The sequence below is a fragment of the Neisseria sp. CCUG17229 genome (genome assembly GCF_047839235.1).
Classification (GTDB): domain Bacteria; phylum Pseudomonadota; class Gammaproteobacteria; order Burkholderiales; family Neisseriaceae; genus Neisseria; species Neisseria brasiliensis.
Map to the genome: position 1 here is coordinate 1,180,035 of NZ_CP181247.1, position 25,929 is coordinate 1,205,963.

Consider the following 25,929-nt stretch of genomic DNA (forward strand, 5'->3'; position numbering starts at 1 on the left):
TTTGAATAATCCTTAGAGACGGCAAGGCCGTCTGAAAATAACGGTTTAATTATACGCCTAGCCCTGACGATAACCAAATCCATAAAGTAAAAACAAACATGCCGTCTGAAAACCTGTTATTTTTCAGACGGCATGTTGATTGTTTATTTGCTAATTAATCGGCAAAAGTATGCTCAGGTGCTGGGAAGGTTTGCGCTTTCACTTCATCGACATAGGCTTTCACCGCCGCTTGCACGCTGTCTTTGCCCTGCATAAAGTTTTTAACAAACTTGGCTGTTTTGCCCGGGAACACGCCCAGCATATCATGCATCACCAAAACCTGACCATCGCAATCCACACCCGCACCAATGCCAATAGTTGGGCAAGCCACGCTTTCGGTTACTTGCTTAGCCAATTGCGCCGGCACGCACTCCATCAACACAATCGCGGCACCTGCTTCATCATGTGCTTTGGCATCGTTTAACAAAGCCTGCGCTTTGTCGCCGCGCCCCTGCACTTTATAGCCGCCAAATGCAAACACCGATTGCGGTGTCAAACCGATGTGCGCACACACAGGAATACCGCGCATTTGCAGAAATTCAGTAGTTTCTGCCATCCATACGCCACCTTCCAGCTTTACCATATGCGCACCGGCTGCCATCAATTCCACCGCTGCTGCAAAGGCTTGTTCTTTACTTTGCTGATACGAACCAAAAGGCAAGTCGCTCACAATCATGGCGTTTTTCGTGCCGCGCGCCACCGCTTCGGTGTGATAACACATATCGCGCAAACTCACCGGCAGCGTGGAAGTTCGCCCTTGCACGGTCATGCCTAAAGAATCGCCCACCAGCAAAACATCCACGCCCGCTTCGTCCATCAACGCGGCAAAGCTTGCTTCGTAAGCAGTGAGCATGGCGATCTTATTGCCTTCGGCTTTCATTTTTTGCAGTGTGTTCACAGTAATCATGTCGTCTGGTTTTCCCGTCTTGTTCAGACGGCCTTATGTAGATTAAAACGAGGCCATTATAAGGCTTTCGTATCAAATATGTATCAAAAAATAAAAAACAGCTTAACCACATTCATGATTAAGCTGTTTTATTTTGGTGCCGGCACCAAGAGTCGAACTCGGGACCCCCTGATTACAAGTCAGGTGCTCTACCAACTGAGCTATACCGGCTTAACTGGCTGCATAAAAGCAATACAGTTTTAAACTGGTGCCGGCACCAAGAGTCGAACTCGGGACCCCCTGATTACAAGTCAGGTGCTCTACCAACTGAGCTATACCGGCTAAGAAAGTCAGCATTATGCCTTTAACCCTTGCCATTGACAAGGGCTTTGCTGCGAAAAAAATCTGCTATCGAACAAAATATTTGATTTTAAATTAAATATACTTTTTTTCATTTCAAGCAAATGACATGATAAAAATCTATATGGTCAATCATTCTGCAATAGGCCGTCTGAAAAAGAACACAAAATCTGTTAAAATAACCGACTTTCCCAATATTTCACGACTCTGCTCATGGCCCAACATCCTTACCGTCGCTTGCGTGTGCCGCAAGCGCATTTGCTCGAAGTCGGCATTTCTGAAGAAGGCAATATCCGCTCACTGCATTTGGGCAGCTCGACGATTCAAAGCTCAATGAATCTCGATCACCCTGCCGAATTGGTGTTGTCATACAGCCGCGCCATGATGGGCTGGCTGTTGTTTGCCGAAAACACGCCGCGCCACATCACCCAAATCGGCTTGGGCGGCGGCTCGTTTGCCCGCTGGATTGACGCCTATCTGCCCGATACCAGACAAACCGCCGTCGACATCAATCCGCAAGTCATTGCCGTGGCACGCAGTTTGTTTGAATTGCCGTTTGAAGGTGAAAAATTTGAAATCGTGGAGGCCGATGGTGCGGAATATATTAAGCTGTTCCGCCACAATACCGATGTGATTTTGGTCGATGGTTTCGACGGTGAACAGATTATCGATGATTTGGTCAGCGAACCATTTTTTGAAAACTGCCGCCAAGCGCTGTCGCCCGATGGTGTGTTTGTGACCAACTGGTGGAGCGGCGACAAGCGTTATCAGCGTTTTGTTGAGCGTTTGTTAAAAGTTTTTGACGGGCGTGTGTTGGAATTGCCGGCAGAAAGTCATGGCAACATGGCGGTGATGGCGTTTCAAAGCAGCCCAAAAGAGCAAAATCTCGACAACCTGAAAAAGCGTGCCGACAAGCTCAGTGACTTATACGATTTGAATTTCAAACGTATGCTGGCCGATTTAAAAGCCCATAATCAAAACAACGGCAAACATTTTTATTTATGACATAAATGCCGTCTGAACATTTTCAGACGGCCTCACACTCAATCAAAAGGAAATCATGATGTTGAAACTCGAGGTTATCGCCATTCAAGGTCCGGTCGGCACACTCGAAACCATTTACCTACCTGCCCAAGGCACTGCGCGCGGCGTGGCCGTGGTGAATCACCCCAACCCGCTGCAAGGCGGCACCAACACCAATAAAGTAATTCAAACCGCCGCCAAAGCCCTGACCCAGCTTGGTTTTCACTGCTACCTGCCCAACCTGCGCGGCGTAGGCAACAGCGGCGGCGAACACGATTACGGCAAAGGCGAAACCGATGATTGCATTTGCGTTATCGACTACGCCCGTGCGCAACATCCCGAATTAGAACAATTTGTGTTGGCCGGTTTCTCGTTTGGCGGTTATGTCGCCAATTTCGCCGCCCAAGAGCGCGAACCCGATATGCTGTTGCTGATGGGCGCTGCCCTGCGCCACTACACCGACCGCCCCGAGCCTGAAGCGGCACCGAATCCGAATAGAACCTTAATTATTCACGGCGCGGAAGACGAAGTGGTCGAGATCGAAAAAGTCTGGGCATGGGCGGAACCACAAGATATTCCGGTGATTGCCATTGCCGGTTCTACTCATTTTTTCCACGGCAAACTGATTGTGTTGCGCGATACAATCAGCCGCTTTGCACCGATGATTTTGGGTTAAGTTACTATGATAAACAGGCTGAGTCCTTTGCAAAACCTCATTAATCATTAGTAAAAACCAAAACAGCCGTCATTCCCGCGTAGGCGGGAATCCATCTCAAAATTTCAGAAACTTAATTTATTCAATAGCTTGATATGTTGAAAAATGGATTCCCGCCTACGCGGGAATGACGTCGGTTCTTTGTGCAATGGTTTTTCAAGGTGTTTTGCAAAGGTCTCGGCCTGTTTTAATTCGCCCCCTCATCACGAAACATCTTGCGCCAAGCATGCGGATTCACTTGATAATATTTAAAAAACTGCTGCCGAAACGACACTGCATTTTGAAAGCCGGTTTTCTCGGCAATCTGCTCAACGCTAAAACCTGAATTTTCCAATAAATCCAAGCTGCGTTGCAGGCGCTCTTTGTGCAGCCATTCGAGAAAGGTCATGCCAGTGGCTTTTTTGAAATGACGAGTGAAGGTGCTGCGGCTCATGGAAACGCGTTCGGCCACTTCATCAATATTTTGCGGCTCGTGTAAATGGTCGCGCAAATAATCCAACAGCACATTGATTTGCGTGTCTTTGGTTGATTGCGCCAATGGCCGCTCGATAAACTGCGCCTGCCCGCCCTCGCGATGCGGCGGCACCACCAGCAAACGCGCGGTTTTGTTGGCGGCTTTTGCGCCGTAAAACTTGCGGATAATGTGCAGGCAGCAATCCAAAGCGGCGGCAGTTCCGGCAGAAGTAATGATGTTGCCATCTTCTACATAAATCGAATTCACGTCCAGTTTCACTTCAGGGAACCGACGACTGAAATCGGCCTCACCCTTCCAATGCGTTGCCGCTTTTTTACCATCTAGCAAACCAGCATAAGCCAAGGCATACGCGCCGTAACACAGACCGACAATATACGCGCCGCGCTGATAGGCCGTCTGAAGCGCGCTGATTAATTCAGGCACAGGCTGAGTTTGTTCGTCTTTCCAACCCGGCACCACCACAATATCGCATTGCGCCATCAACTCCAAACCACCATCAATCGGCGGTTGCATAATCTGATTGTACAAAGGCTTGCCTGTGGGCGTGACGATTTTCACCTCAAACAAACCGTCTTCCGCCGCATCTTGAAACGCCATATACGGCACGGAAAAATGAAACGGGTTCACTTCGGGATAAAGCAACAAGGCGATTTTCAACATAATGTAATTCTTTGATTGAAATTGACCCGATTGTTATGTTTTTTGAACTGAATGTCAATTTTCAGACAGCCTCATGCTGCGTACAATGCGTTTCATCGATTCAATCATCACGCTTAAGGACGAAATCATGAAACCGAATACCCTGTTTACTGCCGTATTAACCGCTTCTACTCTGTTTGCTGCTGCGCCTGCCATGGCTGAAGTAAGCTATCAGCATATCCGCAATGCTACCGCTAAAATCAATTACGGCGGCACTACTTTTTTGGTTGACCCGTATCTTGCGCCTAAAGGTGCATATGCCGGTTTTGCAGGCACAGTGAACAGCCAATTGCGCCATCCGCTGACTAAATTGGCGCAACCTGTTGCCGACATCATCAAAGGCGTGGATGCGATTGTCGTGACCCACACCCATGACGACCACTGGGATGAAGCGGCGCAAAAAATGCTGCCGAAAGATTTGCCGGTATTCGTGCAAAACGCCAACGATGCCAAAATTATCCGCAGCCAAGGTTTTAAAGACGTGCGCGTCGTCGGTCAAAATACCGAGTTTAAAAATGTGCGTTTAAGCAAAACCGGCGGCCAACACGGCAGCGATGAAATGTATGCTAACCCGCAATTAGCGGAAATGCTGGGCGATGCAATGGGTGTTGTGTTCCAAGCGCAAGGCGAGAAAAGCCTGTATGTGATCGGCGATACTTTGTGGAACTACCATGTTGATCACGCTTTGGCACAATATAAACCTGAAATCATCGTGATGAACACCGGCCTTGCGCGTATGCCGCAATTTAAAGAAGGCATCATCATGGGTACTGAAGATGTGGGCAAAGCCTACCGCGTCGCACCGAATGCAGACATCATCACCGTGCATATGGATGCGGTAAACCATGCCACCATCAGCAGCGATGATATGCGCAAATATGTGAAAGACAACCGCTTAGGCTCACGCGTGCATGTCCCGAGCAATGGCCAAGTGTTGAAATTTTAAACAACTATAAATAAACAGGCCGTCTGAAACAATTAGGTTTCAGACGGCCTATTGTTACTTAACGACTTAAATCCGCATATCGCTAATGCGTTGGAACATATAAGTATTTTGACGATTAGATACCGGAATCACGCCGATAAAGGTTGCGCCTTTAACCTTTTTAAATTGCTGGATTTGCGCCTCGGTGATTTGCGAAGCCAACACGCGCGTGCGGAAAATGCGGCCATTGGCATCATGAAAATTCAAGGCCACATATTCACGGCCATTGACTGTGCGACGATCGGCTTCGACTTTGCGAATATCGTTCACCACCATTTGATTATTCAAACCGCGGATTTGCTCTTGTAATGCAGTTTGCAGCGGCTGTTTAAGGCCATCCCAGCTCTTATCGGTCGTGATGGTCACATTCGGATCGTTGGTGTAATGCGTTGTGGTCGAATCGGAAACAGCACACGCACTCAACGCCGATACAGCTGCTACTGCGGCAATGGTTTTGATAAATAAGGTTTTCATAATCTTCCTTTCTTTCCATGTGGGCAATATGCTTTCAGACGGCCTATTAAAACGAACGTACTATTATGCTGTCTGAAAAATATCCGTCATAAAAAACGGCTTGATTCATGTTAACACGAATCAAGCCGTTTGCACTAATATGGATTATTCAGCGGCAGGCGCTTCCAACAATGCTTTCATTGACAAGCGTACACGACCGCGGTCGTCCACTTCCAAGGCCTTCACTTTTACTGTTTGACCAACTTGCAAGTAGTCGCTTACGTTTTTCACGCGCTCATGGGCGATTTGGCTGATGTGTACCAAGCCGTCTTTGCCTGGCATCACAGACACAATCGCGCCGACGTTGTTGTCCAAGATTTTCACCACAGTGCCTTCGTACACTTTACCCACTTCGACTTCGGCAGTAATCTGCTCAATGCGGGCTTTCGCGGCATCACCGGCTTCTTGCGTGGTCGCGGCGATGGTAATGGTGCCGTCTTCGGCGATGTTGATTTCGGTGCCGGTTTCAGCAGTCAATGCGCGGATGGTTTCGCCACCTTTGCCAATCACATCACGGATTTTATCTTGGTTGATTTTCATGGTGAACAAGCGCGGTGCGTGTGCCGACAATTCTTGCGGACCGGCCACGGCTTCCTGCATTTGCGCCAAGATGTGCAAACGTGCTTCTTTGGCTTGCGCCAAGGCGATTTGCATGATTTCTTTGGTAATACCTTGGATTTTGATGTCCATTTGCAGCGCGGTCACACCTTCGGTAGTACCGGCTACTTTAAAGTCCATATCGCCCAAGTGGTCTTCATCACCCAAGATGTCGGTCAACACGGCAAATTTGTTGTTGTCCAAAATCAAGCCCATGGCAATACCGGCCACGTGTGCTTTCAACGGCACACCGGCAGACAACAGGCTCAAACAGCCACCGCACACGGAAGCCATGGAAGACGAACCGTTTGATTCGGTGATTTCAGATACCACGCGCATGGTGTAGCTGAAATCTTCCGGCTCAGGCAATACCGCCAACAAAGCGCGTTTAGCCAAGCGGCCGTGACCGATTTCGCGGCGTTTTGGCGCGCCGACGCGACCAACTTCACCGGTAGAATACGGTGGGAAGTTGTAATGCAGCATGAAACGGTCGGTGTATTCGCCGCTCAAAGCATCAATGATTTGCTCGTCGCGTGAAGTACCCAAAGTGGCCACAGCCAAGGCTTGGGTTTCGCCACGGGTAAACAAAGCCGAACCGTGGGTGCGCGGCAATACGCCGGTTTGGATGTTCAGCGGACGTACGGTGCGGGTATCGCGGCCGTCAATACGCGGTTGGCCGTCCAAGATTTGGCTGCGCACCACATCGGCTTCCAAGTGTTTGAAAATGCCTTTAATTTCGTTGGCAGACAGAGTGTCGGTTTCTTCGGTAATCAGAGCGTCTTTAACGGCTGACCAGGCTTCATCCAATTTAGCAGAGCGTGCTTGTTTCGAGCGGATTTTGAACGCTTCGCCAATGGCATTACCGGCGATTTCGCGCACTTTAGCCACCAATTCTTCATTGGTTTCCGGCGCTTTCCAATCCCATACTTCAGGGTTAACCGCATCGGCAAATTCGTTGATGGCTTGAATCGCCACTTGCATTTGATCGTGTCCGTAAACTACTGCGCCCAACATCACGTCTTCAGGCAGGATGTCGGCTTCAGATTCCACCATCAACACGGCTTTTTCAGTACCGGCAACCACCAAATCCAATTGAGATTCAGCCAATTGCGCTTTGGTTGGGTTCAATACGTATGCGCCATTCACATAGCCTACGCGCGCCGCGCCAATCGGGCCGGCAAACGGTACGCCGCTCAATATCAAGGCGGCAGATGCACCCAACATGGCAGGAATATCAGAATCGATTTCAGGGTCAACCGATACCACCATCGCCACGATTTGGATGTCGTGGTAGAAGCCTTCCGGGAACAGCGGGCGAATCGGACGGTCGATCAGACGGCTGGTCAAGATTTCTTTTTCGCTTTGCTTGCCTTCGCGCTTGAAGAAGCCGCCCGGGATTTTACCGGCAGCATAGGTGCGCTCTAAGTAATCTACGGTCAACGGGAAGAAGTCTTGGCCTTCTTTCACGTCTTTATTGGTGGTCACGGCAACCAATACCACGGTGTCGCCCATCGATACTTTAACGGCCGCCGCAGCTTGGCGTGCGATTTCACCGGTTTCCAAAGTGACGGTTTGATCGCCGTATTGGAAGGTTTTGATGTGTTTATCGAACATGTTTGTCCTTTCGATGTTGCCGCATCGCTAAAACACTAATGATGCACACTAAAGCGTGAATGTGCATGGTTAGGGTTTCAGGCTGATGCAGCGGGTTAGTTAATCTTTCAGACGGCCTTTTTAAAACCGCCCAATCTGCAATTATAACGGCAAACTGCCGCTAAATCTATATGGTGATTTTATTCAGATGACAAAAGCCGAGACCTTTGCAAAATCCCTAGATTTGGTTACAGTTCAAAGTTGTAGCAGCACAGAAAGCGCAGACATATCACAAAGATAGGCAAGCTTTCGAGCAGCGCACAACGAAGAAATGTGCCAAAGATAGGGATTTTGCAATAGTTAATAGTTAAAGGCCGTCTGAAAGAGTATTCCTTTCAGACGGCCTCATTACATTTTAACGCGTCAATAAATTCAACGCTTCTTGATATTTTTCGACGGTTTTTTCAATCACTTCAGTCGGCACTTTCGGCGCAGGAGCTTGTTTGTTCCAACCGCTTTGTTCCAACCAATCGCGCACAAACTGTTTATCGAATGAAGGCGGATTGGTACCGACTTGATATTGATCGGCCGGCCAAAAGCGGCTTGAATCAGGCGTGAGCACTTCGTCCATCAAGGTTAAGGTGCCATTTTCATCCAAACCGAATTCAAACTTGGTATCGCAAATAATGATGCCGCGTGATTTGGCGTACTCAGCCGCTTCGGTATAAAGCTGAATGGCTTTCTCGCGCACTTCGGCTGCCAATTCTTTGCCGATGATTTGTTCGCATTGCTCAAAGCTGATGTTTTCATCATGGTCGCCCACTTCGGCTTTGGTTGACGGAGTAAAAATCACTTCCGGCAATTGCTGCGCTTCCTGCATACCTTCAGGTAGCTTAATGCCGCAAACGGTACCGGTTTTCTGATAATCTTTCCAACCGCTGCCGGCCAAATAACCGCGCACAATCGCTTCAACCTTCACCGGCTTAAGTTTTTTCGCCACAACAGCGCGTTTTTCCAATGCTTTGGCTTCGTTTTCCGGTAAAACATCGTAAACGTTATCACCAGTAAAATGATTCGGCATAATATGCGCCAGTTTTTGAAACCAGAAATTAGAAATCTGCGTCAGAATTTCGCCTTTGGTGGGAATTGGGTCGTCCAAAATCACGTCAAAAGCCGATAAACGGTCAGAAGCGACCATCAGCATGCGTTTGTCGTCGATTTCATATAAGTCACGTACTTTTCCCGAATAAATATTTTTCAAACTGATTGCCGCCATGTCGAGAGTCTTTCCAGTCAGGATTCAAAGGTATTATTTTAGCCGAATTTTTTATAACAAGGCAGCCCATTGATTAAATAAAGGCTGCCCGATAAAAAATATATTCTTTTTAAAAATTACCTGTCCTGCTCTTACGACAACAAACCTTGTGTTTTCAATGCTTTTTGCACGCCCTCATCGGCTTCCACGCGCTGATAAAAGCCTTCCAATTTATCCAAGTGGCTCAAATCAATGTTGAATGCTTTCGCCCAACGCAACACCACATACACATACACATCGGCAATGGTTAATTCGCCGGTCAGATAATCCTGATTGTGCAGGGCTTCGTTAACCAAGCCGAAATAATCGCTCACTTGCAGCATCGCACGCGCACGGATTTGCGCACCCTCGCCCTCGCCTTCGATAAAGCGGTTTGGATTGAAGACATAAGTAAAAGTCGAATGCAAATCAGCATTGGCAAACGCCAGCCATTGACGTGCTTTGGCTTGTTGGTGCACATCGCCTTTGCCAAACAGCTTGGCTTCAGGATATTGCGTGTTGATGAAGTCCAAAATCGCTATATTCTGCATCAGCGCCCAGTCGCCATCTTGCAAGACCGGTACCGAACCCAACGGATTCAAGGCCAAAAATTCCGGCGTTTTCAATTCATCGTGCGCCATTTTTACCGCTTCAAAATCGGCTTTCGCCCATTCCAGAGCCACGTGCGGCACCAACGGGCAAGCGCCCTGCATATAGTAAAGTTTCAACATGGTTTTTCCTTTTGTGTGTTGTGAAGCTTATTGTGCACGATTTTAAAAAGGCCGTCTGAAAGCCGCACTCATTAGAAACGTTCAGACGGCCTCCATCTCAATCATCAGGGTGAAATCTGGCCGCGGCACGCTCACGCGCTACGGTGCCTTTGTCTTTTAAGGTTGCGCCTAAACCCAGCTTTTTTTCATATTCAGATGGCGGCGTATCGTCGTCTTCCATGCCGAACGCGCTGGCATTGACCCAAAGCGACAGCAGCCCGGCCACCGCTGCTAAAAACCCAACAATATACCAAAACATAGCTCTTTCCTTTCGCCATGCTCAATCGGCATGGCCTTTTGTTATATTGGGATAAACTGTATCATATTCTGATAAAAGGATAAATTATTCTTACTTAATACAATATTCAGCAGATTAAAACGTTAAGAAACGAAAAGGCCGTCTGAAAACCACGTTTTCAGACGGCCTAAGAAATAATCAATCAACCGCCGCACGCACCGCAGCAACCGCCTTCACTGTGGCCGCCACGTTTTTCTTGATCATCCAAAACCGGCAATTCCACTTCTTCTTTGGTTTCGGCTTCTTGGTTTGGCAAATCGTTGACTTTGATTTTGTTTTCTTCGCTCATGGCTTCGCTCTCGCTTTAGGGTTAAAGTCCGGCCATCATAACATGACTTTTATATTCATCTTTTGATAAAGCGCAAAAAAAGCCGTCTGTTTCAGACGGCTTTTTTTCATCAGCAATATTCGCAATCCAAAATATCTTTGCGGATGTTTTTCAGCAAGAATTCAGCAGCGGTATCGGATTCGGTTTGAATGAATACAAATAATTTCGCCACCACTTTGCCGATAAATACTTTCTTCAACGCGCATGCTTCGGCGATTTTGTAAGACCCCAAGAAATCAGTGATATCTTGCGGCAGGCTGCGTTTATCCAGCTTCACCGCTGTCATGCGTTTGTCGCTGTTGAAACGTTGCAGTAGGGTTTGCTCTTTGTCGAGTTTAATACCGGCTTCTTTTTCTTCGGCAGTGGCGCGGTTAAACGCATCGTAAATTTCGGCATACAACATGTCGTTCGGCCCTTCAAAAATGGTGAACGGGCGGAAGTCGATGGCAATATTGCTGGCCACATGGCCGCTTTCAAAGCCTTTGGCGCCAAGTAATTTTTGCAGCTTTTGCGCGGCATCATAAGTGTATTCGGTCGCCAAAGTCTTGATAATATTGGCTTCCATCACCTGATGGCTAACCGGCTGATCCGGTGACACGCGGTTGCAAGTGAAATCGTACAACACTTGCGACACCTCATAGCGGCGCTCGATTTCGCGGCGCTCAAATTCGACAAATTTGATGTCGTTGCGCACGTATTTTTGCGTGTTGGCGACAATGTATTCCATGATGCCGTGCGTCATACCGACCAATTGCAGGCGGCTGCGAATGAAAATGTTTTGGAACGCGCGCAAGCTCGCGGCATCGCTATCCGACAGTTTCATCACCAAATTGGCCGGAATATTGCCATCGATGCGGTTAATCGCGTAACGCACCGCGCGCAAACCTTCCGATTTCAACACTTCGCAGCGAATGTATTCTTTTGGCACCAACAATAAATTGATGACCTTAGATAATTTGCCGTTTTTGCGCTCTTTGGCCGCCACCAGCAGAAAATCACTTTGCGAATTGCCCTGCCAATATTTTGCCGCTTTCACGTAAACGGTTTCGTCATCAACATACTCGTAAAACGACTGCATTTCACGCGCGATGGCTGCACCTGAAGTTTCCGGTTCAGTTACGCCCAAGCCGCCCCCCTCGCCTTTGAAAATCAGATCCAAACCGAGCTTGATTTGCGACTCGCTGCCAAATTCTTGCAAAGGCTGCAATACCAGCGCACCTTCAATACCAGTACGCAAAGTCACTGGCACGCCGTAATGGCCGGCCAAACGCAATACTTCTTGAATTTCAAATTGGCTGTTTTTGCGGCCGCCGTGTTTTTCATCCAAAAACGGCAGCAGCAAACCGGCATTTTTCAATTCCAGCCATTTGTCTTCCGGCAGATATTGCATTAAGCACAATCCGCCGCCGAATACGCGCGCAAACGTCTCTTCGATATGTCGCAAAAAAGCAGCCGTATCCATGTTTACCGGCTGCAATGTAGATTCTGCAGATGCCATACAACCTCTTTTTAGATGATGTGTTTTAGAGTTTAGAGTTTATTTACTAATTTATATCACAATCTTTATCGGGCGACAATCGTTATCAAAAATTTTGACGGTATCATTGTGAAAAGCAATGATTTGGCGAATAAAAGCACGATTCAAGGCCGTCTGAATGCAGCATAAACACAAACAAAAATACAACACTTCTTTCAAAAACCTTAGCCCATGCCGTCTGAAAAGTTTCAGACGGCATGAAGCGGCATACGTATAATAACGGCTTCATACCTTATCACGGAATCCGTCATGGCAAAAGCACCGAAAACTGTTTACCAATGCACTGAATGCGGTGGCACCTCTCCCAAATGGCAAGGCAAATGCCCGCATTGCGGCGAGTGGAATACTTTGCAGGAAAGTTTGGCCGCGCCCGAACCGAAAAACGCGCGTTTCCAATCGTGGGCAGCGGATACCTCGAGCGTGCAATCTTTATCGGCCGTGACCGCAACCGAAGTGCCGCGCAACCCGACCGGCATGGGCGAACTCGACCGCGTATTGGGCGGCGGTTTGGTTGATGGCGCGGTGATTTTGTTGGGCGGCGATCCGGGCATCGGCAAATCGACCCTGCTGTTGCAAACCATCGCCAAAATGGCGCAAACGCGCAAAGTTTTATATGTATCGGGTGAGGAATCCGCACAACAAGTCGCTTTGCGCGCGCAGCGTTTGGACTTGCCGACCGATGGCGTGAATCTGTTGGCCGAAATCCGCATGGAAGCGATTCAGACGGCCTTAAAGCAGCATGAGCCGGAAGTGGTGGTCATCGATTCGATTCAAACCATGTATTCCGACCAAATCACGTCTGCACCCGGCTCCGTGTCGCAAGTGCGCGAATGTGCCGCTCAACTCACCCGCATGGCCAAACAAATGGGCATCGCCATGATTTTGGTCGGCCACGTTACCAAAGATGGTGCAATTGCCGGCCCGCGTGTGTTGGAGCATATGGTCGATACGGTGCTGTATTTTGAGGGCGACCAGCATTCCAATTACCGCATGATACGCGCGATTAAAAACCGCTTCGGTGCCGCCAATGAGTTGGGCGTATTTGCGATGACGGAAACCGGCTTGAAAGGTGTGTCGAACCCGTCGGCGATTTTTTTGGCCAGCTATCGCGACGATGTGCCGGGCTCGTGTGTATTGGTCACACAGGAAGGCTCACGGCCTTTATTGGTGGAAATCCAAGCCTTGGTCGATGATGCCCACGGTTTCACGCCCAAACGCCTCACCGTCGGCCTTGAACAAAACCGCCTGTCCATGCTGCTGGCCGTGCTAAACCGCCACGGCGGCATTGCCTGCTTCGATCAGGATGTGTTTCTCAACGCCGTCGGCGGCGTGAAAATCGGAGAACCCGCCGCCGACTTGGCCGTAATTCTCGCCATGCTTTCCAGCTTCCGCAACCGCCCTTTGCCGGAAAAAATGGTCGCCTTTGGGGAAATCGGTTTGAGCGGCGAAGTACGCCCTGTTGCCCGCGGTCAGGAACGCTTAAAAGAAGCGGAAAAACTCGGCTTCAAACGCGCCATCGTGCCAAAAGCCAATATGCCGCGCAATGTGAAAGAATTTCCGAATTTGGAGATTTTCGGCGTGGGCAGCTTGCAAGAAGCAATTGATGTCTGCCGTAATGCGCAAGATTAAATCATATTGCAAAGGCCGTCTGAAACGTTTCAGACGGCCTCACTTATTGATAATTACTTATTCTGTAACCACTTTGCGAATTAATTTCTCCGCATTAGCCAACGTATTTTCTACTTGTGCATAGTCGATTTTGCTGCCCGCAATCAGTGCGCGCGTGTCGTTGAACACCACTTTCACGCGCCCGTCGGTTTCCGTTACCAATACGCGCAACGGCAATTGCAAGGCAAATTCAGGATCTTTCACCATCAAAGGCGTGCCGGCTTTCGGTGTGCCGAACACAATCACTTTTGCCGGTTGCATATCCAAGCCACTCTCTTTGGCCGCCGCTTGATGATCAATCACGGCAAACACATTCATGCCCTTTTCTTTGACTGCGTTTTGCAGGCGGTTAACCGTTTCGTCGAAAGTGTATCGGCTGTCAACTGAATGCGTTTGGTTCATCTGCTTTCCTTGTCGCATGATTGGGATGGGGTTACTGGCTGAGGTAGAACAAGCAGCAATTACCGTGGTAGCAAATACTGCAACAGCTAAAGTTTTTAACGCTTTCATAAAATCTCCTTTTTATGTTTTTAAAATCAAGGCCGTCTGAACATATTTTCTTTCAGACGGCCTCAATGATTATTTCAAACCTTTTTTCAATAAATCTTTATAGCCGCCATGATTGGTTACATTGGTGTAACCTTCTTTTTTCAAGGCTTCTAAAGCGGCTTCGGCTCGGCGGCCGCTGCGGCAATAAAGGTTAACCGGTGCATTTTTATCCGGGCTGACTTGTTTGATTTTGGCGGTAATTTCGTTTGCCGGAATATTAACCGCATTGCGCAAATGACCTTGGGAAAATTCTTCCGGTGTACGCACATCAACCCATACACCTTTTGCTTTGGCAGGTTGTGATGCGGCTGCTTTCTCAGTCGGTTTCGTGCCCATAGCCTGTGCAGACAAAGGGGCAATCAGAGCAGCAGCAACGATTAATAACAGGAATTTTTTCATGTTTTTTTATCCTTGAAATAGTTTATGAAACGATTTGAAATGATTCTACACGATATTATTTTCAGACGGCCTTTGAGTCAGTTTTAAATTTAAGCCAATTTCAATTTGGCATTCACATCGCGCAATGCAGTGCGTAAGCCTTCTTCGATCACCGGATGATAGAAAGGCATATCCAGCATTTGCGGAATGGTCATTTTCATTTGATGCGCCCAAGCCAACAGATGCGCTAAGTGTTCGGCAGCCGGACCAAAGATTTCTGCACCCAAGAATAAGCCGGTGCCTTGCTCGGCGTAAACACGCATATGACCTTTGTTCACCAGCATCACACGGCTGCGGCCTTGGTTTTTAAACGATACTTCACCGCTGACAAATTGGTCTTCTGAGTATTTGGCAGAAACTTGTGCATATTTCAAACCAATCGAAGCGATTTGCGGCGTGGTGAACACGACACCGATGGTGCTACGGCGCAAACCTTGTTCCAGATTTGGGTAACGACCGGCATTGTCACCGGCGATTTTACCTTGGTCGGAAGCTTCATGCAGCAATGGCAATTGGTTCGAGGCGTCACCAGCGATGAAGATATTTGGAATGCTGGTTTGCATGGTCAACGGATCGGCGGTTGGCACACCGCGATCGTCCAATTTGATGTCCAAGTTTTCCAAACCGATATTGTCCACGTTCGGACGGCGGCCAACAGCAGCCAACAGGTATTCAGCAGTAAATTGACCGCTTTCGCCGTCTTGTTCCCATTTCACCACGACATTACCGTCTGCATCCAATGCAGCTTCGGTTTTGGCATCCAGATGCAGAGTCATTTCTTCACCGAATACGGCTTTGGCTTCTTCCAATACCACGGGGTCAGAAATACCGCCTAATGCACCGCCTACGCCGAATACTTCCACTTTCACGCCCAAACGATGCAAGGCTTGACCCAATTCTAAACCAATCACACCCGGACCAAATACGGCCACGCTTTTCGGCAGTGTATCCCATGAGAATACATCGTCGTTGATGATGACTTTGTCGCCCAATGCTTGCCATTGTGGCAACACAACCGGACGCGAACCGGTCGCAATCACGATGGTTTTGGCTGTGATTTCGGTGTGGTCGTCAATTTGCACGGTATTGGCATCGATGAATTTAGCGGTGCCCATGATGCGTTTATCAGCAGGCCATTCTTCTACATCGCTCACCACAAAGCCGACAAAACGGTCACGCTCAGATTTGACGCGGCTCATCACTTCTTCGCCGTTAACCGTTACGCTGTCTTTATCCAAATGGATACCGAATGGATCGGTATGCAAGGCATGGTGACGGGCTTCGGCAGCGGCAATCAATAATTTGGAAGGCATGCAGCCAACGCGTGCGCAGGTTGTGCCATAGACGTGGTTTTCAATCAGGTAAACATTGTCTGTGTGCAAACGGGCATTACGAAACGCGCCCATACCGGCAGTACCGCCGCCCATTACCACTACATCTGCTTGAATTTTTTTCATTGTCGATTCCTTTATGATTGCCGCCCAAACGTATTCAGACGGCCTAATTGTTTTTTCAGAAACCCCGATTAAATTTCATAATAACCGGATTTCCTTGTAAATATAGAGTTACTCAGGTAATACCGCGCAATGTTCGGCATTACCTGAATAACTCTAACATTATTCAGGAAAGCAGCCCGAAGACTGCTTTTTATTTTTTAGCGATTAATCATGAATGATTAAACAGTCGCCAAGTAAGCATCCAGCTCTTCGCTGCCGCCGATGTATTTACCACCAACGAATACTTGAGGAGCAGTCATCTTACCGGTAATGGCGCGAACAGAAGTCACAGTAGCGTCTTTACCCAATACGATTTCTTCATAAGACAGGCCTTTGTCTTCCAAAGCTTTTTTAGCTTTAGCGCAGAATTGGCAGCCTGGTTTGGTGAAGATCGCAATAGACTCTTGAGATTTCCACTCTGGAGCGATGTAGTTCAACATGGTATCAGCGTCAGATACTTTGAATGGATCACCTGGTTCTTCCGGCTCGATGAACATTTTTTCTACTACGCCGTCGTTAACCAGCATAGAGTAGCGCCATGAGCGTTTACCGAAGCCCAGATCGTTTTTGTCAACCAACATGCCCATGCCTTCGGTAAATTCGCAGTTACCATCAGGGATCATCACGATGTTGTCAGACTCTTCTTCAGCAGCCCAAGCATTCATTACGAATGTGTCGTTTACAGATACGCAGTATACAGCATCTACACCGTTCTCTTTGAACGCTTTAGTCAATTCATTGTAGCGTGGCAAGTGTGAAGATGAACAAGTTGGGGTAAATGCGCCTGGCAATGAGAATACCACTACTTTTTTACCGGCGAACAAGTCATCGGTAGAAACATCTTTCCAAGCGTCGCCAACGCGAGTGTGGAATACACAGCTAGGTACTTTTTGACCAGTACGATCTTGCAAAGCCATTTTGAGCTCCTTTTAGATTAGGTTTAATAAGGGTGTTGAAAATCAATGTGCACATTCTAACCCACCGACTTTCATTTGTATAATTTATAGTTCAAATAATCTTAATAATCTTAAACTATAAATTATATCACTGCTTCTAAAAATAGAAATAGAGGCCGTCTGAAAAATTTCAAGGCTTATTCAAAACTATTTTTATCTGCTTCAATATTTTGGCGCACATAATTTTCCGCAATATCCTTTAGCGCATAACGGTCGCTATTCGGATATTCAGACGGCCTGTATAAAGGCGCAAAGTCCAAGCGAATGCGGATTTTTTTCATGGAAATGATACGCCACAACGATGACACCAAGTTTACATCAGCATAAGAAGGCTCAATGCTGCGCCGCCCCAAGCTGTCGTAATAGCGTAAGGTTACCACCTGAATCGGCGCATCGGCATCAATGGCAGATTGGAATAAGGCCGCTTTAAAAGGTAAAACTTCTTTGCCTGAAGACGTCCGCGCTTCGGGAAAGAAACTCACGTTTTGCCCCGAACGCAAAGCCACGCCAATTGCTTGGTTAATCGGCTCAATGTCGCGGCGGGAATTGCGGTTGATAAACACTGTGCCGGCATTTTTGCCCATTTTGCCCAATACCGGCCATTTGCTGATTTCCTGCTTGGCGATAAAACTACTCGGATACACCGCACTCATGGCAAAAATATCCAACCACGACACATGGTTGGCCACGACTAAAGTGCCGTTTACCGATTGCTGCTGTGGCGGACTACCGATTTCCAGCTCAACATCCAAGGCATTCAGCGCGCCTTGACCTAAAGCCAATACCGCCTGATTGCGTTGCTCCGGATTATTGCCATCGATGTTGCTCAGATTTTTAGCAGTTTGATACAGCCACGCCGTCAATCGCGATAAGCGGCGCAGGCGTGTGGTGAATGAGGCTTTTGGAGAAGACATATTTTTCTTATATTCCATTTGTTTTCAGACGGCCGAGACCTTACCCGACCTTATTTCTGGCAATGCACACAATAAAAAGTACCCCGCTGACCCAAAGTCTGCTTTTGAATCAACTGACCACATTGCAAACAAGGCTCGTTGTGTCTGCCGTACACGGCGTATTCCTGCTGAAAATAACCGCTTTTGCCATCGCTGTTGACGAAATCGCGTAAAGTGCTGCCACCGGTATCAATCGCGCGTTGCAATACTGCTTTGATGGTTTCAACCAATAAAGCGCATTCTTTTTTAGTCACTTTATTCGCTGGGCGCTGCGGCAAGATGCCCGCTTTAAACAGACTTTCGTTTGCATAAATATTACCCACACCCACCACAACGGCATTGTCCATCACAGCCAACTTCACCGCGCGCTTAAGCGGTTTCAATTTTTGATACAGATATTCAGCGTTAAAATCATCAGACAACGGCTCAGGACCTAATTTTTCCAATAGCGGATGGTGCTCGGCAATACCTTCATACCATAAAAATGCGCCAAACCTGCGCGGGTCATGATAACGCAGCAATGTGCCGTCTGAAAAACGGATTTCAACATGATCATGTTTGTCGTGTGTCTCTATGCGTTCGTCACTGGCGGTAAAAATCCGCAAGCTGCCTGACATGCCCAAATGAATCAGCAAAATACCGGTATCAAATTGAATCATCAAATATTTTGCGCGGCGCTGACAATCGAGCACGGTTTGCCCGTGTAAAATCTGCGCCAATTCAGGATGAATCGGCCAACGCAATTTAGGCTGGCGCACTTCAACCGATGAAACCGTTTTTTTGGCTATGTGCGGGCTAATTCCACGCAAGGTGGTTTCCACTTCAGGTAATTCGGGCATAATCTTTGAATGAGAATAATCTTAAATTAAAGAAAGCAAAACAATAAAGCCAACCGCATTTATTTTAAAGTATCCCGCCGTCTGAAAAAGGTAAAACTCTGCAAAAATGCTCTATTTCCCTTCTACTCTGGCAATCGTCAAAGCCACCGGCTGCTCTGCCAATTCTTCTTGAAGTTCCGGCAACAGCGTTACCCCTGCCATGCGCTTGACCAATACCAAACCATAGACGGCAGCACATTGCGGCCACCAACGATCACCCGCCTTTTCCAAGAATTGCCAAAATTTCAGTGCTGATTCTTGCTCAACCGGCGGCACATACACCATAAATTGCCCGTATTCAATTTCAAAACCCAAATCCTGAATCTGCTGCTTAAATTGTGGCAAGGTCAAACAATTCTCTTTATGCGGCAGTCGTTTACCGTCAAACCATTTGCTGCCATACCAGAGTGAATTCACATTAAAACCGGTCACAATCAATTTACCGCCATGTTTCAATACTCTGGCAGCTTCAGTCAACGCCAGCAGCGGCGAATCGCTGTATTCATGGCTGTGCGGCAGCAGCAGCATATCCAATGATTGGTTTTCCCAAGCCATTTCGGTTGCAGTCATACGCACATCATCGGGAACATAAATAAGCTTTTCAGACGGCCTCAACCAAGCCTGCCCGATTTGCGCTGCCTGTTGAGTTTCGGTGATGTGCACATGTTTTTGGAAAAACTGCCGCTCTTTTTGTGCAATATATTGCCCGATGACGGTTTGTTCAAACCCATTATTCATTCATATCCCTCTTTTCACACAGCTTTGCTCTATATCTTAACTGTCAGCTGAATGTATATCATAACCATAGCATGAAATTTTCACCTACAGCGTAGCGGCTTTGTCAAAAAATTGGTATCAGAAACACAATATCTGTAAATACCAAGCATATCGGCTTGACGTTTGCAACATCAAACAGTAGTATCCACCCATTTAAAATTTATTACCCTATACTATTGTAAATTATGGCAAAACTTAAAAAGCTTGTTCTCACCCTTTCCGGTATTTCTGCCATGCTTGGTTCAACCTATACTTATGCTGCCAACCCGACACCAAATCAAGTCGGTATGGCCATGATGCGCTTGAATGCCGCCCTTCTTGATCAGGCCAAATCGCAGACCTTCGGTTCAAAAAGTTTGTGGGCTTCTCTGCGTAAAGATTTCCGTATGAATGAAGTCAACAGCGAGCTCGTTCGGCGTCATGAAGACAAATTCGCAGCCGGCCGTGCTTATTTCGACCGCACCATCAATCGCAGCAAACCTTATATGTATCATATTGCTACTGAAGTTAAAAAACGCAATATGCCTGCTGAAATTGCACTGCTGCCTTTCATTGAAAGTGCGTATGTCACCAAAGCAAAATCACATGTCGGTGCTTCAGGTCTATGGCAATTTATGCCGGCTACCGGTCGCCAGTATGGCTTAGAAAAAACCGCACTATATGATGGCCGCCATGACGTTTACGCGGCAACCAATGCCGCATTAAACTACTTGGAATATCTGCATCGCCTGTTTGGTGATTGGTCTTTGGCTTTGGCGGCCTATAACTGGGGCGAAGGCAATGTCGGCCGTGCCATTAACCGTGCACGCGCACAAGGCTTAGAGCCGACCTATGAAAACCTGCGCATGCCGAATGAAACGCGCAATTACGTGCCGAAATTACTGGCTGTACGCAATATTGTTGCCAATCCACAAGCGTATGGTATGAATGTGAGTGAAATCAGTAATCAGCCATATTTCAAGGCTGTACACATTGACCAGCCGATTGACCACAGTGCAATTACCCGCTTAGCTGATATTGGTGAAAGCGAATTTTTGGCCTTAAACCCTGCATTTAATGCACCGGTTTTTCTTCCTAAGCCTAACCGTAAATTACTGTTGCCGGCCAGCGCTGCGGCAACTTTCGAGAAAAATTACCGCAATGCTAAACCGGAAACCCTGCTGTCTTGGGATGTGTACACTTCATTCAGCAATACCCGTTTGAGTACAATTGCAGCTGAAACCGGTATGAGCGTTGCCGAAATCAAACGCTTAAATGGCCTTACCGGCCAGACGTTATCTGCCGGGCGCAGTATTTTGGTAGCAAAAAACAGCTTAAGCAGCGGCAACAATGCACCGATTAACTTCATTGATTCCGACAGCACACCGGATACTTATCGCCCGAATACGCCTGGACCAGCACCGGTCCAACTGGCCAGCAATACCAAACTTGCTGATACATTGGCTGCCAACATCGTGACTCCGACCGAAAAACCAAGTACCCCTGTTCATGTTGCAGGTAGCAACCAAAACGAATATATTGCAGCAGCCATTACCCAAACACCTGCTCATGCGACTGTGATTAACTTGACAGAGTCGCAACCGGCATTTACTGAATCACTCCCTATTAATGCAACTGCCCGCAATATTACTGCTCAAGCAAATGTGACAACGGATAGCTCCACTGAAAAAGCGGTTGAAATGACCATTATCTCCACACAGGAACCGGTTGCAGCAGAAATTGCCCTCACCGGACCACTTCCGCTGCCGACACAGGGCCACCAAGCTGAAGAGCCTGTACAAGGAGATAGCGATTCTTTAATGATTTTGGTAGAAGATTCTACTTCACGAATCCAAGCTGCAGAAACAGTTCAGGCAACCATTGCCAAACTTACCGAGCAGGAAAATGCTACCCAAGCCCGTGCGGCAAGATTGGCTGACAACAAAGCAAAACAGCAGCAACGTGTTGCTGCCCGTCTTGCCCGTGCCAAAACAGCTGAAGCTTCGCCGGCTTCTGCCGGTATGCATCGTGTAATGGAAGGCGATACTTTGTACAACATTTCACAACGCTATAATTTGAGCGTGGCTGATTTGATTACAGCCAATAATATTAAAGGCAACAATATTCGTACCGGGCAATTATTGAATGTCGCCTCAATAAAACCGGCCACAAGATCAGCTGCCGTACATAATGTTGCTTATACTGTTCGCAAAGGTGATACATTAAACACCATCGCCAACCGTTTTGGGGTTGATGTCAACGATATTCGCCGCTGGAACAAAAACACCCGCACCATTACACCGGGTCAGCGTTTGAAATTGCAAGGCAGTTAATGCCATAAAAAAGAACCGCAATGCGGTTCTTTTTTTGTTGGTGACTATTGATGATTACGATAAATAAGCTAATCAGTGATACAAAAACAAAAAGGAATGCAGAAAACTGCATTCCTTTTATTTTCAGATGGCCTTTAGACCATTAACCGCGCTTACCGGCCGGACGGCTTGATTTACCATAGCCGCCTTTACCGCCAAAGTCACCGCCTGATTTGCGTTTGCCTTTAAAATCCGAGCCGCTCTTTTTGAAGCCTTCCGATTTTTTAAAGCCTTCACCGCGTGGTTTGAAACCGTCGTCACTGCGCTCGCTACGGGCTTTGCCACCAAAGCCACCTTCGCTGCGCGGTTTACCGCCTTTGCGATCACCGAATTTACGGTCACGATCGCCGTAGCCGCCTTTGGCAAAGCGGCTGCCGCTGCCTTTCGGTTTGCCGCCGGTAGATTTGCGTTTGCGGGTTGGTTCCATGCCTTCTACAGTCACTTCATTCAATTTGCGGTCGATGTATTTTTCGATTTTATGTACTTTAATGTATTCGTTCACTTCGGCAAACGTCACTGCGATACCTGTGCGGCCTGCACGACCGGTACGGCCAATACGGTGCACATAATCTTCCGCTTGTTTCGGTAAATCGTAGTTAATCACGTGGGTAATGGTTGGCACGTCAATCCCGCGTGCGGCCACATCAGTCGCCACCAAGATTTTGCAACGGCCTTTGCGCAAATCCATCAAGGTACGGTTACGCCAGCCTTGCGGCATGTCGCCGTGCAAGCAGTTGGCAGCAAAACCTTTTTCATACAACTCATCAGCCAACACTTCGGTCATGGCTTTGGTTGAAGTGAAAATCACGCATTGGTCGATATTGGCATCGCGCAAAATATGGTCGAGCAAGCGGTTTTTGTGGCGCATATCGTCGCAATACAATAATTGCTCTTCGATTTTGCCTTGGTCGTCAACGCGCTCAACTTCAATTACTTCCGGATTTTTGGTCAGCTTACGCGCCAGTTTACCGACTGCACCGTCCCAAGTTGCAGAGAACAGCAAAGTCTGGCGGTCTTCCGGCGTGGCTTCAACGATGGTTTCGATGTCGTCGATGAAACCCATGTCCAGCATACGGTCGGCTTCATCCAGAATCAGCACTTCCAAGCGGTCGAAATCAATTTTGCCGCTGTTCATCAAGTCCATTAAGCGACCCGGAGTAGCCACCACCAAATCAACCGGTTTGCTCAAGGCACGGGTTTGATAACCGAATGATGCGCCGCCAACAATGCTGACGGTGCGGAACCAACGCATATTTTGCGCATAAGTCAGCGCGTTTTTCTCGACTTGTGCCGCCAATTCGCGGGTCGGGGTCAGTACCAAAGCGCGCGGGCCTTTACCGGTTTTTTCGCTGCGTTTGGTTAAGTGTTGCAGGGTCGGCAGCAAGAAAGCGGCGGTTTTACCCGAACCGGTTTGTGCCGAAGCCATGATGTCGCGGCCTTCCAAAGCTACCGGCACCGACTGCGCCTGAATCGGGGTTGGCGAATCGTAGCCCGCGCTTTGCAACGCAGACAAAATGTTTTTATCAAGATTTAAATCAGCAAATTTAATAGACATGACTATCCTAAAGACACAACAACAACTTCCGACTGAACATTTCAGACGGCCTGAAGCAAAGGATAAGTAACGGGAAATAAGTTACAAGGTTGTCGCAAGCCCTGTGGCTTGTAAGTTAACATCGACGACAACCTGCAAATATGCGTGAAAGCAAAAAGATATAAGAAACGCGGCACAATACCGGTTAATAGGTTTGAAGACGATGGCTTCATAAAAATAAAGGCGAATGGCGGATAATATAGACTTCGCCATATTCGGTCAAGCACAAATGCGTTAATTGGCGTAAAATAGCCATTTTATTCAGCAGGCCGTCTGAAAATGACCGACATCACACCATTCGCCAACCGCTTGGGCAAAAACATCAAACACCTGATGAAATGGGCCAAACGTAACCAAATTGAAGCATGGCGCATTTACGACCGCGACATTCCACAATTCCCTTTTGCCATCGATGTGTATGGCGACCACATTCATTTGCAGGAATACGACACCGGCTGGCTGATGCAGCCGGAAGAATACGAAGCATGGCTGGACGATGTGTTGGAAGCCATCGGCTTTGTCACCGGCTTTGCGCCCGAGCAAATCCATCTCAAACGCCGCGAACGCCAAAAAGGCACACAGCAATATGAGAAAACCGGCAAATCCGGCGAGGATTTCATCATCAGCGAAAACGGCCGCCGTTTTTGGGTCAATCTTGATAAATATTTAGACACCGGCCTTTTTCTCGACCACCGCAATACCCGCAAAAAAGTCGGCGACAGCACCCAAGGCAAGCGCTTTTTAAACCTGTTCTCCTACACCGGCAGCTTTACCGTGTATGCCGCAACCGGCGGCGCCGTTAGCAGCGAAACCGTCGATTTATCTAATACTTATCTGGATTGGGCAAAACGCAATTTTGAATTAAACGGTATTGATTCAAACGCACACAAAATCGTACGCGCCGATGTGTTTCAATACTTAAAAAATGCTGAAGCCGAAGGCAAAAAGTTTGACCTGATTGTGATGGATCCGCCGAGCTTTTCCAACAGCAAAAAAATGCTCGATATTCTCGACATCCAGCGCGACCAAATGACTTTAATCAACAGCGCGATGAAGCTGCTCGCTTCAGACGGCCTGATGTATTTTTCAAACAATTTACGCAGCTTTGAATTGCATCCCGAAGTCAGCGAAAAATATGCCGTGAAAGATGTGAGCAAGCAATCCGTTCCCGATGATTTTCGCAACAAGAAAATCCATCAATGCTGGGAAATCCGCCATAAATAATTTCAGACGGCCTAAAATCAAATCAGGCCGTCTGAAAAAGAATTCATCAAAAATAAGGAGCTATGATGTCTACACTCGAATTGATTTCACGCAACAAAATGTTCAACGGCCACCAAGAGCGCTACCGGCATGCTTCTAGCGCCAACGGCTGCGACATGACCTTCAGCATTTACCTGCCGCCGCAAGCCTTGCAAGGCTACCGCGTACCGGTGTTGTATTGGCTCTCCGGCCTGACCTGCACCGATGAGAATTTTACCCAAAAATCCGGCGCGCAACGCTTCGCCGCACAATGGGGCATCGCTTTAGTTATGCCCGACACTTCACCACGCGGCGACAACGTAGCCGATGATGAAGGCTACGATTTGGGTAAAGGCGCAGGCTTTTATGTCAACGCCACACAAGCACCTTGGGCAGAACATTACCGCATGTACGACTACATCGTCGAAGAATTGCCGGCGTTGATTGAAGCCAATTTTCCGGTGACCGACCAACGCAGCATTTTCGGCCACAGCATGGGCGGCCACGGCGCATTACAAATCGCCTTGAAAAATCCCGAGCGCTACGCTGCCGTTTCCGCTTTCGCGCCGATTGTCAACCCGAGCGAAACACCTTGGGGACAAAAAGCCTTCGCCGCTTATTTGGGCGACGACCAAACCGCATGGAAAAACTACGACAGCACCGCCCTCGTTCAGACGGCCTCGAAAAAACTGCCGATTCTTATCGACCAAGGCGATGCCGATCAGTTTTACCCGAAAGAATTGCAGCCGGAAACCTTTGTCAACGCTGCCCGCGGTAACGGGTTTAACGTTCAATTCAAAAAACGCGAAGGCTACGACCACAGCTATTTCTTCATCGCCAGCTTTATCGACAGCCACATTGAATTTCATGCCGAGGCATTGGGGTTGTAATCTGCCATAATCAATTAAAGGCAGG

24 protein-coding genes and 2 tRNA genes are annotated in these 25,929 nt (G+C 47.9%); 7 read left to right on the top strand and 19 right to left on the bottom strand.

The annotated features are described in order from the left end of the window. Nucleotides 1-154 precede the first annotated feature (154 nt). The 3 genes from panB to ACM67B_RS05645 all read right to left on the bottom strand — a co-directional run bounded on the left by panB (nt 155) and on the right by ACM67B_RS05645 (nt 1,267). Nucleotides 155-946, bottom strand: a complete 792-nt coding sequence (panB, locus tag ACM67B_RS05635) for a 3-methyl-2-oxobutanoate hydroxymethyltransferase (RefSeq protein WP_416188820.1) — start codon at nt 944-946, stop codon at nt 155-157. A gap of 134 nt (nt 947-1,080) precedes the next feature. Continuing rightward, nucleotides 1,081-1,156: transfer RNA gene (locus ACM67B_RS05640), tRNA-Thr, on the bottom strand. Between the two features lie 35 nt (nt 1,157-1,191). Beyond that, a tRNA-Thr gene (locus ACM67B_RS05645) sits at nt 1,192-1,267 on the bottom strand. 231 nt (nt 1,268-1,498) lie between these two features. On the opposite strand from ACM67B_RS05645, the gene ACM67B_RS05650 reads away from it, so the two are divergent. Together ACM67B_RS05650 and ACM67B_RS05655 are read left to right on the top strand one after the other, a co-directional pair. Further along, nucleotides 1,499-2,290 (top strand): polyamine aminopropyltransferase, encoded by a 792-nt coding sequence (locus tag ACM67B_RS05650; protein ID WP_416188821.1) that lies wholly within the window; start codon nt 1,499-1,501, stop codon nt 2,288-2,290. A gap of 58 nt (nt 2,291-2,348) precedes the next feature. Beyond that, on the top strand, nt 2,349-2,984 hold the full coding sequence (locus tag ACM67B_RS05655; RefSeq protein WP_416190526.1) for an alpha/beta hydrolase: 636 nt from the start codon (nt 2,349-2,351) through the stop codon (nt 2,982-2,984). A 226-nt stretch (nt 2,985-3,210) separates the two neighbouring features. On the opposite strand, the gene ACM67B_RS05660 is transcribed toward ACM67B_RS05655, so the two are convergent. Then, entirely contained in the window at nt 3,211-4,158 is a 948-nt protein-coding gene (locus ACM67B_RS05660) for a GlxA family transcriptional regulator (RefSeq protein ID WP_416188822.1), read from the bottom strand. Nucleotides 4,159-4,285: 127 nt separating this feature from the next. On the opposite strand from ACM67B_RS05660, the gene ACM67B_RS05665 reads away from it, so the two are divergent. Next, a complete protein-coding gene (locus ACM67B_RS05665; protein ID WP_416188823.1) occupies nt 4,286-5,143 on the top strand; it encodes an MBL fold metallo-hydrolase in 858 nt (285 codons plus the stop codon). Nucleotides 5,144-5,209: 66 nt separating this feature from the next. Here the strand turns inward: ACM67B_RS05665 and ACM67B_RS05670 are convergent, their stop codons facing one another. The 7 genes from ACM67B_RS05670 to ACM67B_RS05700 all read right to left on the bottom strand — a co-directional run bounded on the left by ACM67B_RS05670 (nt 5,210) and on the right by ACM67B_RS05700 (nt 12,073). Further along, the gene (locus tag ACM67B_RS05670) at nt 5,210-5,656 is read right to left on the bottom strand and encodes a hypothetical protein (RefSeq protein WP_416188824.1); all 447 of its coding nucleotides are present in this window, start codon (nt 5,654-5,656) and stop codon (nt 5,210-5,212) included. Nucleotides 5,657-5,800: 144 nt separating this feature from the next. Further along, nucleotides 5,801-7,906, bottom strand: a complete 2,106-nt coding sequence (gene pnp, locus ACM67B_RS05675; RefSeq protein WP_416188825.1) for a polyribonucleotide nucleotidyltransferase — start codon at nt 7,904-7,906, stop codon at nt 5,801-5,803. Nucleotides 7,907-8,300: 394 nt separating this feature from the next. After that, the gene (locus ACM67B_RS05680) at nt 8,301-9,161 is read right to left on the bottom strand and encodes a phosphoribosylaminoimidazolesuccinocarboxamide synthase (RefSeq protein ID WP_416188826.1); all 861 of its coding nucleotides are present in this window, start codon (nt 9,159-9,161) and stop codon (nt 8,301-8,303) included. Between the two features lie 131 nt (nt 9,162-9,292). Further along, nucleotides 9,293-9,910: a glutathione S-transferase family protein gene (locus tag ACM67B_RS05685; RefSeq protein ID WP_416188827.1), complete on the bottom strand. Its 618-nt coding sequence runs from the start codon at nt 9,908-9,910 to the stop codon at nt 9,293-9,295. Nucleotides 9,911-10,007: 97 nt separating this feature from the next. After that, nucleotides 10,008-10,208 carry a hypothetical protein gene (locus tag ACM67B_RS05690; protein ID WP_416188828.1) on the bottom strand — a complete coding sequence of 67 codons (201 nt, stop codon included), beginning with the start codon at nt 10,206-10,208 and terminating at the stop codon, nt 10,008-10,010. Between the two features lie 181 nt (nt 10,209-10,389). Next, nucleotides 10,390-10,536 (bottom strand): hypothetical protein, encoded by a 147-nt coding sequence (locus ACM67B_RS05695; protein ID WP_416188829.1) that lies wholly within the window; start codon nt 10,534-10,536, stop codon nt 10,390-10,392. Nucleotides 10,537-10,645: 109 nt separating this feature from the next. Next, nucleotides 10,646-12,073, bottom strand: a complete 1,428-nt coding sequence (locus tag ACM67B_RS05700; RefSeq protein ID WP_416188830.1) for an acyl-CoA dehydrogenase family protein — start codon at nt 12,071-12,073, stop codon at nt 10,646-10,648. 288 nt (nt 12,074-12,361) lie between these two features. Between ACM67B_RS05700 and radA the strand changes: the two genes are divergently transcribed. Beyond that, on the top strand, nt 12,362-13,741 hold the full coding sequence (radA, locus tag ACM67B_RS05705; protein ID WP_416188831.1) for a DNA repair protein RadA: 1,380 nt from the start codon (nt 12,362-12,364) through the stop codon (nt 13,739-13,741). Nucleotides 13,742-13,798: 57 nt separating this feature from the next. Here the strand turns inward: radA and ACM67B_RS05710 are convergent, their stop codons facing one another. The 7 genes from ACM67B_RS05710 to ACM67B_RS05740 form a co-directional block, all read right to left on the bottom strand. Next, on the bottom strand, nt 13,799-14,290 hold the full coding sequence (locus tag ACM67B_RS05710; RefSeq protein WP_416188832.1) for a DUF302 domain-containing protein: 492 nt from the start codon (nt 14,288-14,290) through the stop codon (nt 13,799-13,801). A 69-nt stretch (nt 14,291-14,359) separates the two neighbouring features. Continuing rightward, nucleotides 14,360-14,728 carry a rhodanese-like domain-containing protein gene (locus tag ACM67B_RS05715; RefSeq protein ID WP_416188833.1) on the bottom strand — a complete coding sequence of 123 codons (369 nt, stop codon included), beginning with the start codon at nt 14,726-14,728 and terminating at the stop codon, nt 14,360-14,362. A gap of 89 nt (nt 14,729-14,817) precedes the next feature. Next, nucleotides 14,818-16,224, bottom strand: a complete 1,407-nt coding sequence (locus ACM67B_RS05720; protein WP_416188834.1) for a dihydrolipoyl dehydrogenase — start codon at nt 16,222-16,224, stop codon at nt 14,818-14,820. Nucleotides 16,225-16,442: 218 nt separating this feature from the next. Beyond that, on the bottom strand, nt 16,443-17,180 hold the full coding sequence (locus ACM67B_RS05725; protein ID WP_416188835.1) for a glutathione peroxidase: 738 nt from the start codon (nt 17,178-17,180) through the stop codon (nt 16,443-16,445). Between the two features lie 176 nt (nt 17,181-17,356). After that, complete coding sequence (locus ACM67B_RS05730; RefSeq protein WP_416188836.1) at nt 17,357-18,133, bottom strand: 1-acylglycerol-3-phosphate O-acyltransferase; 777 nt, start codon at nt 18,131-18,133, stop codon at nt 17,357-17,359. 50 nt (nt 18,134-18,183) lie between these two features. Continuing rightward, the gene (mutM, locus tag ACM67B_RS05735) at nt 18,184-19,011 is read right to left on the bottom strand and encodes a bifunctional DNA-formamidopyrimidine glycosylase/DNA-(apurinic or apyrimidinic site) lyase (RefSeq protein WP_100563756.1); all 828 of its coding nucleotides are present in this window, start codon (nt 19,009-19,011) and stop codon (nt 18,184-18,186) included. A gap of 111 nt (nt 19,012-19,122) precedes the next feature. Then, nucleotides 19,123-19,788, bottom strand: coding sequence for a class I SAM-dependent methyltransferase (locus ACM67B_RS05740; protein ID WP_416188837.1), 666 nt, complete (start codon nt 19,786-19,788; stop codon nt 19,123-19,125). A 224-nt stretch (nt 19,789-20,012) separates the two neighbouring features. Here ACM67B_RS05740 and ACM67B_RS05745 point away from each other — a divergent pair, with 224 nt between their 5' ends. Beyond that, nucleotides 20,013-22,139 (top strand): LysM peptidoglycan-binding domain-containing protein, encoded by a 2,127-nt coding sequence (locus ACM67B_RS05745; protein ID WP_416188838.1) that lies wholly within the window; start codon nt 20,013-20,015, stop codon nt 22,137-22,139. A gap of 142 nt (nt 22,140-22,281) precedes the next feature. Here ACM67B_RS05745 and ACM67B_RS05750 read toward each other — a convergent pair whose 3' ends face one another. Further along, complete coding sequence (locus ACM67B_RS05750) at nt 22,282-23,733, bottom strand: DEAD/DEAH box helicase (RefSeq protein WP_416188839.1); 1,452 nt, start codon at nt 23,731-23,733, stop codon at nt 22,282-22,284. A 318-nt stretch (nt 23,734-24,051) separates the two neighbouring features. On the opposite strand from ACM67B_RS05750, the gene ACM67B_RS05755 reads away from it, so the two are divergent. Continuing rightward, nucleotides 24,052-24,996: a class I SAM-dependent methyltransferase gene (locus tag ACM67B_RS05755; protein ID WP_416188840.1), complete on the top strand. Its 945-nt coding sequence runs from the start codon at nt 24,052-24,054 to the stop codon at nt 24,994-24,996. 62 nt (nt 24,997-25,058) lie between these two features. After that, on the top strand, nt 25,059-25,904 hold the full coding sequence (gene fghA / locus ACM67B_RS05760; protein ID WP_416188841.1) for an S-formylglutathione hydrolase: 846 nt from the start codon (nt 25,059-25,061) through the stop codon (nt 25,902-25,904). The last annotated feature ends 25 nt before the right edge of the window (nt 25,905-25,929 follow it).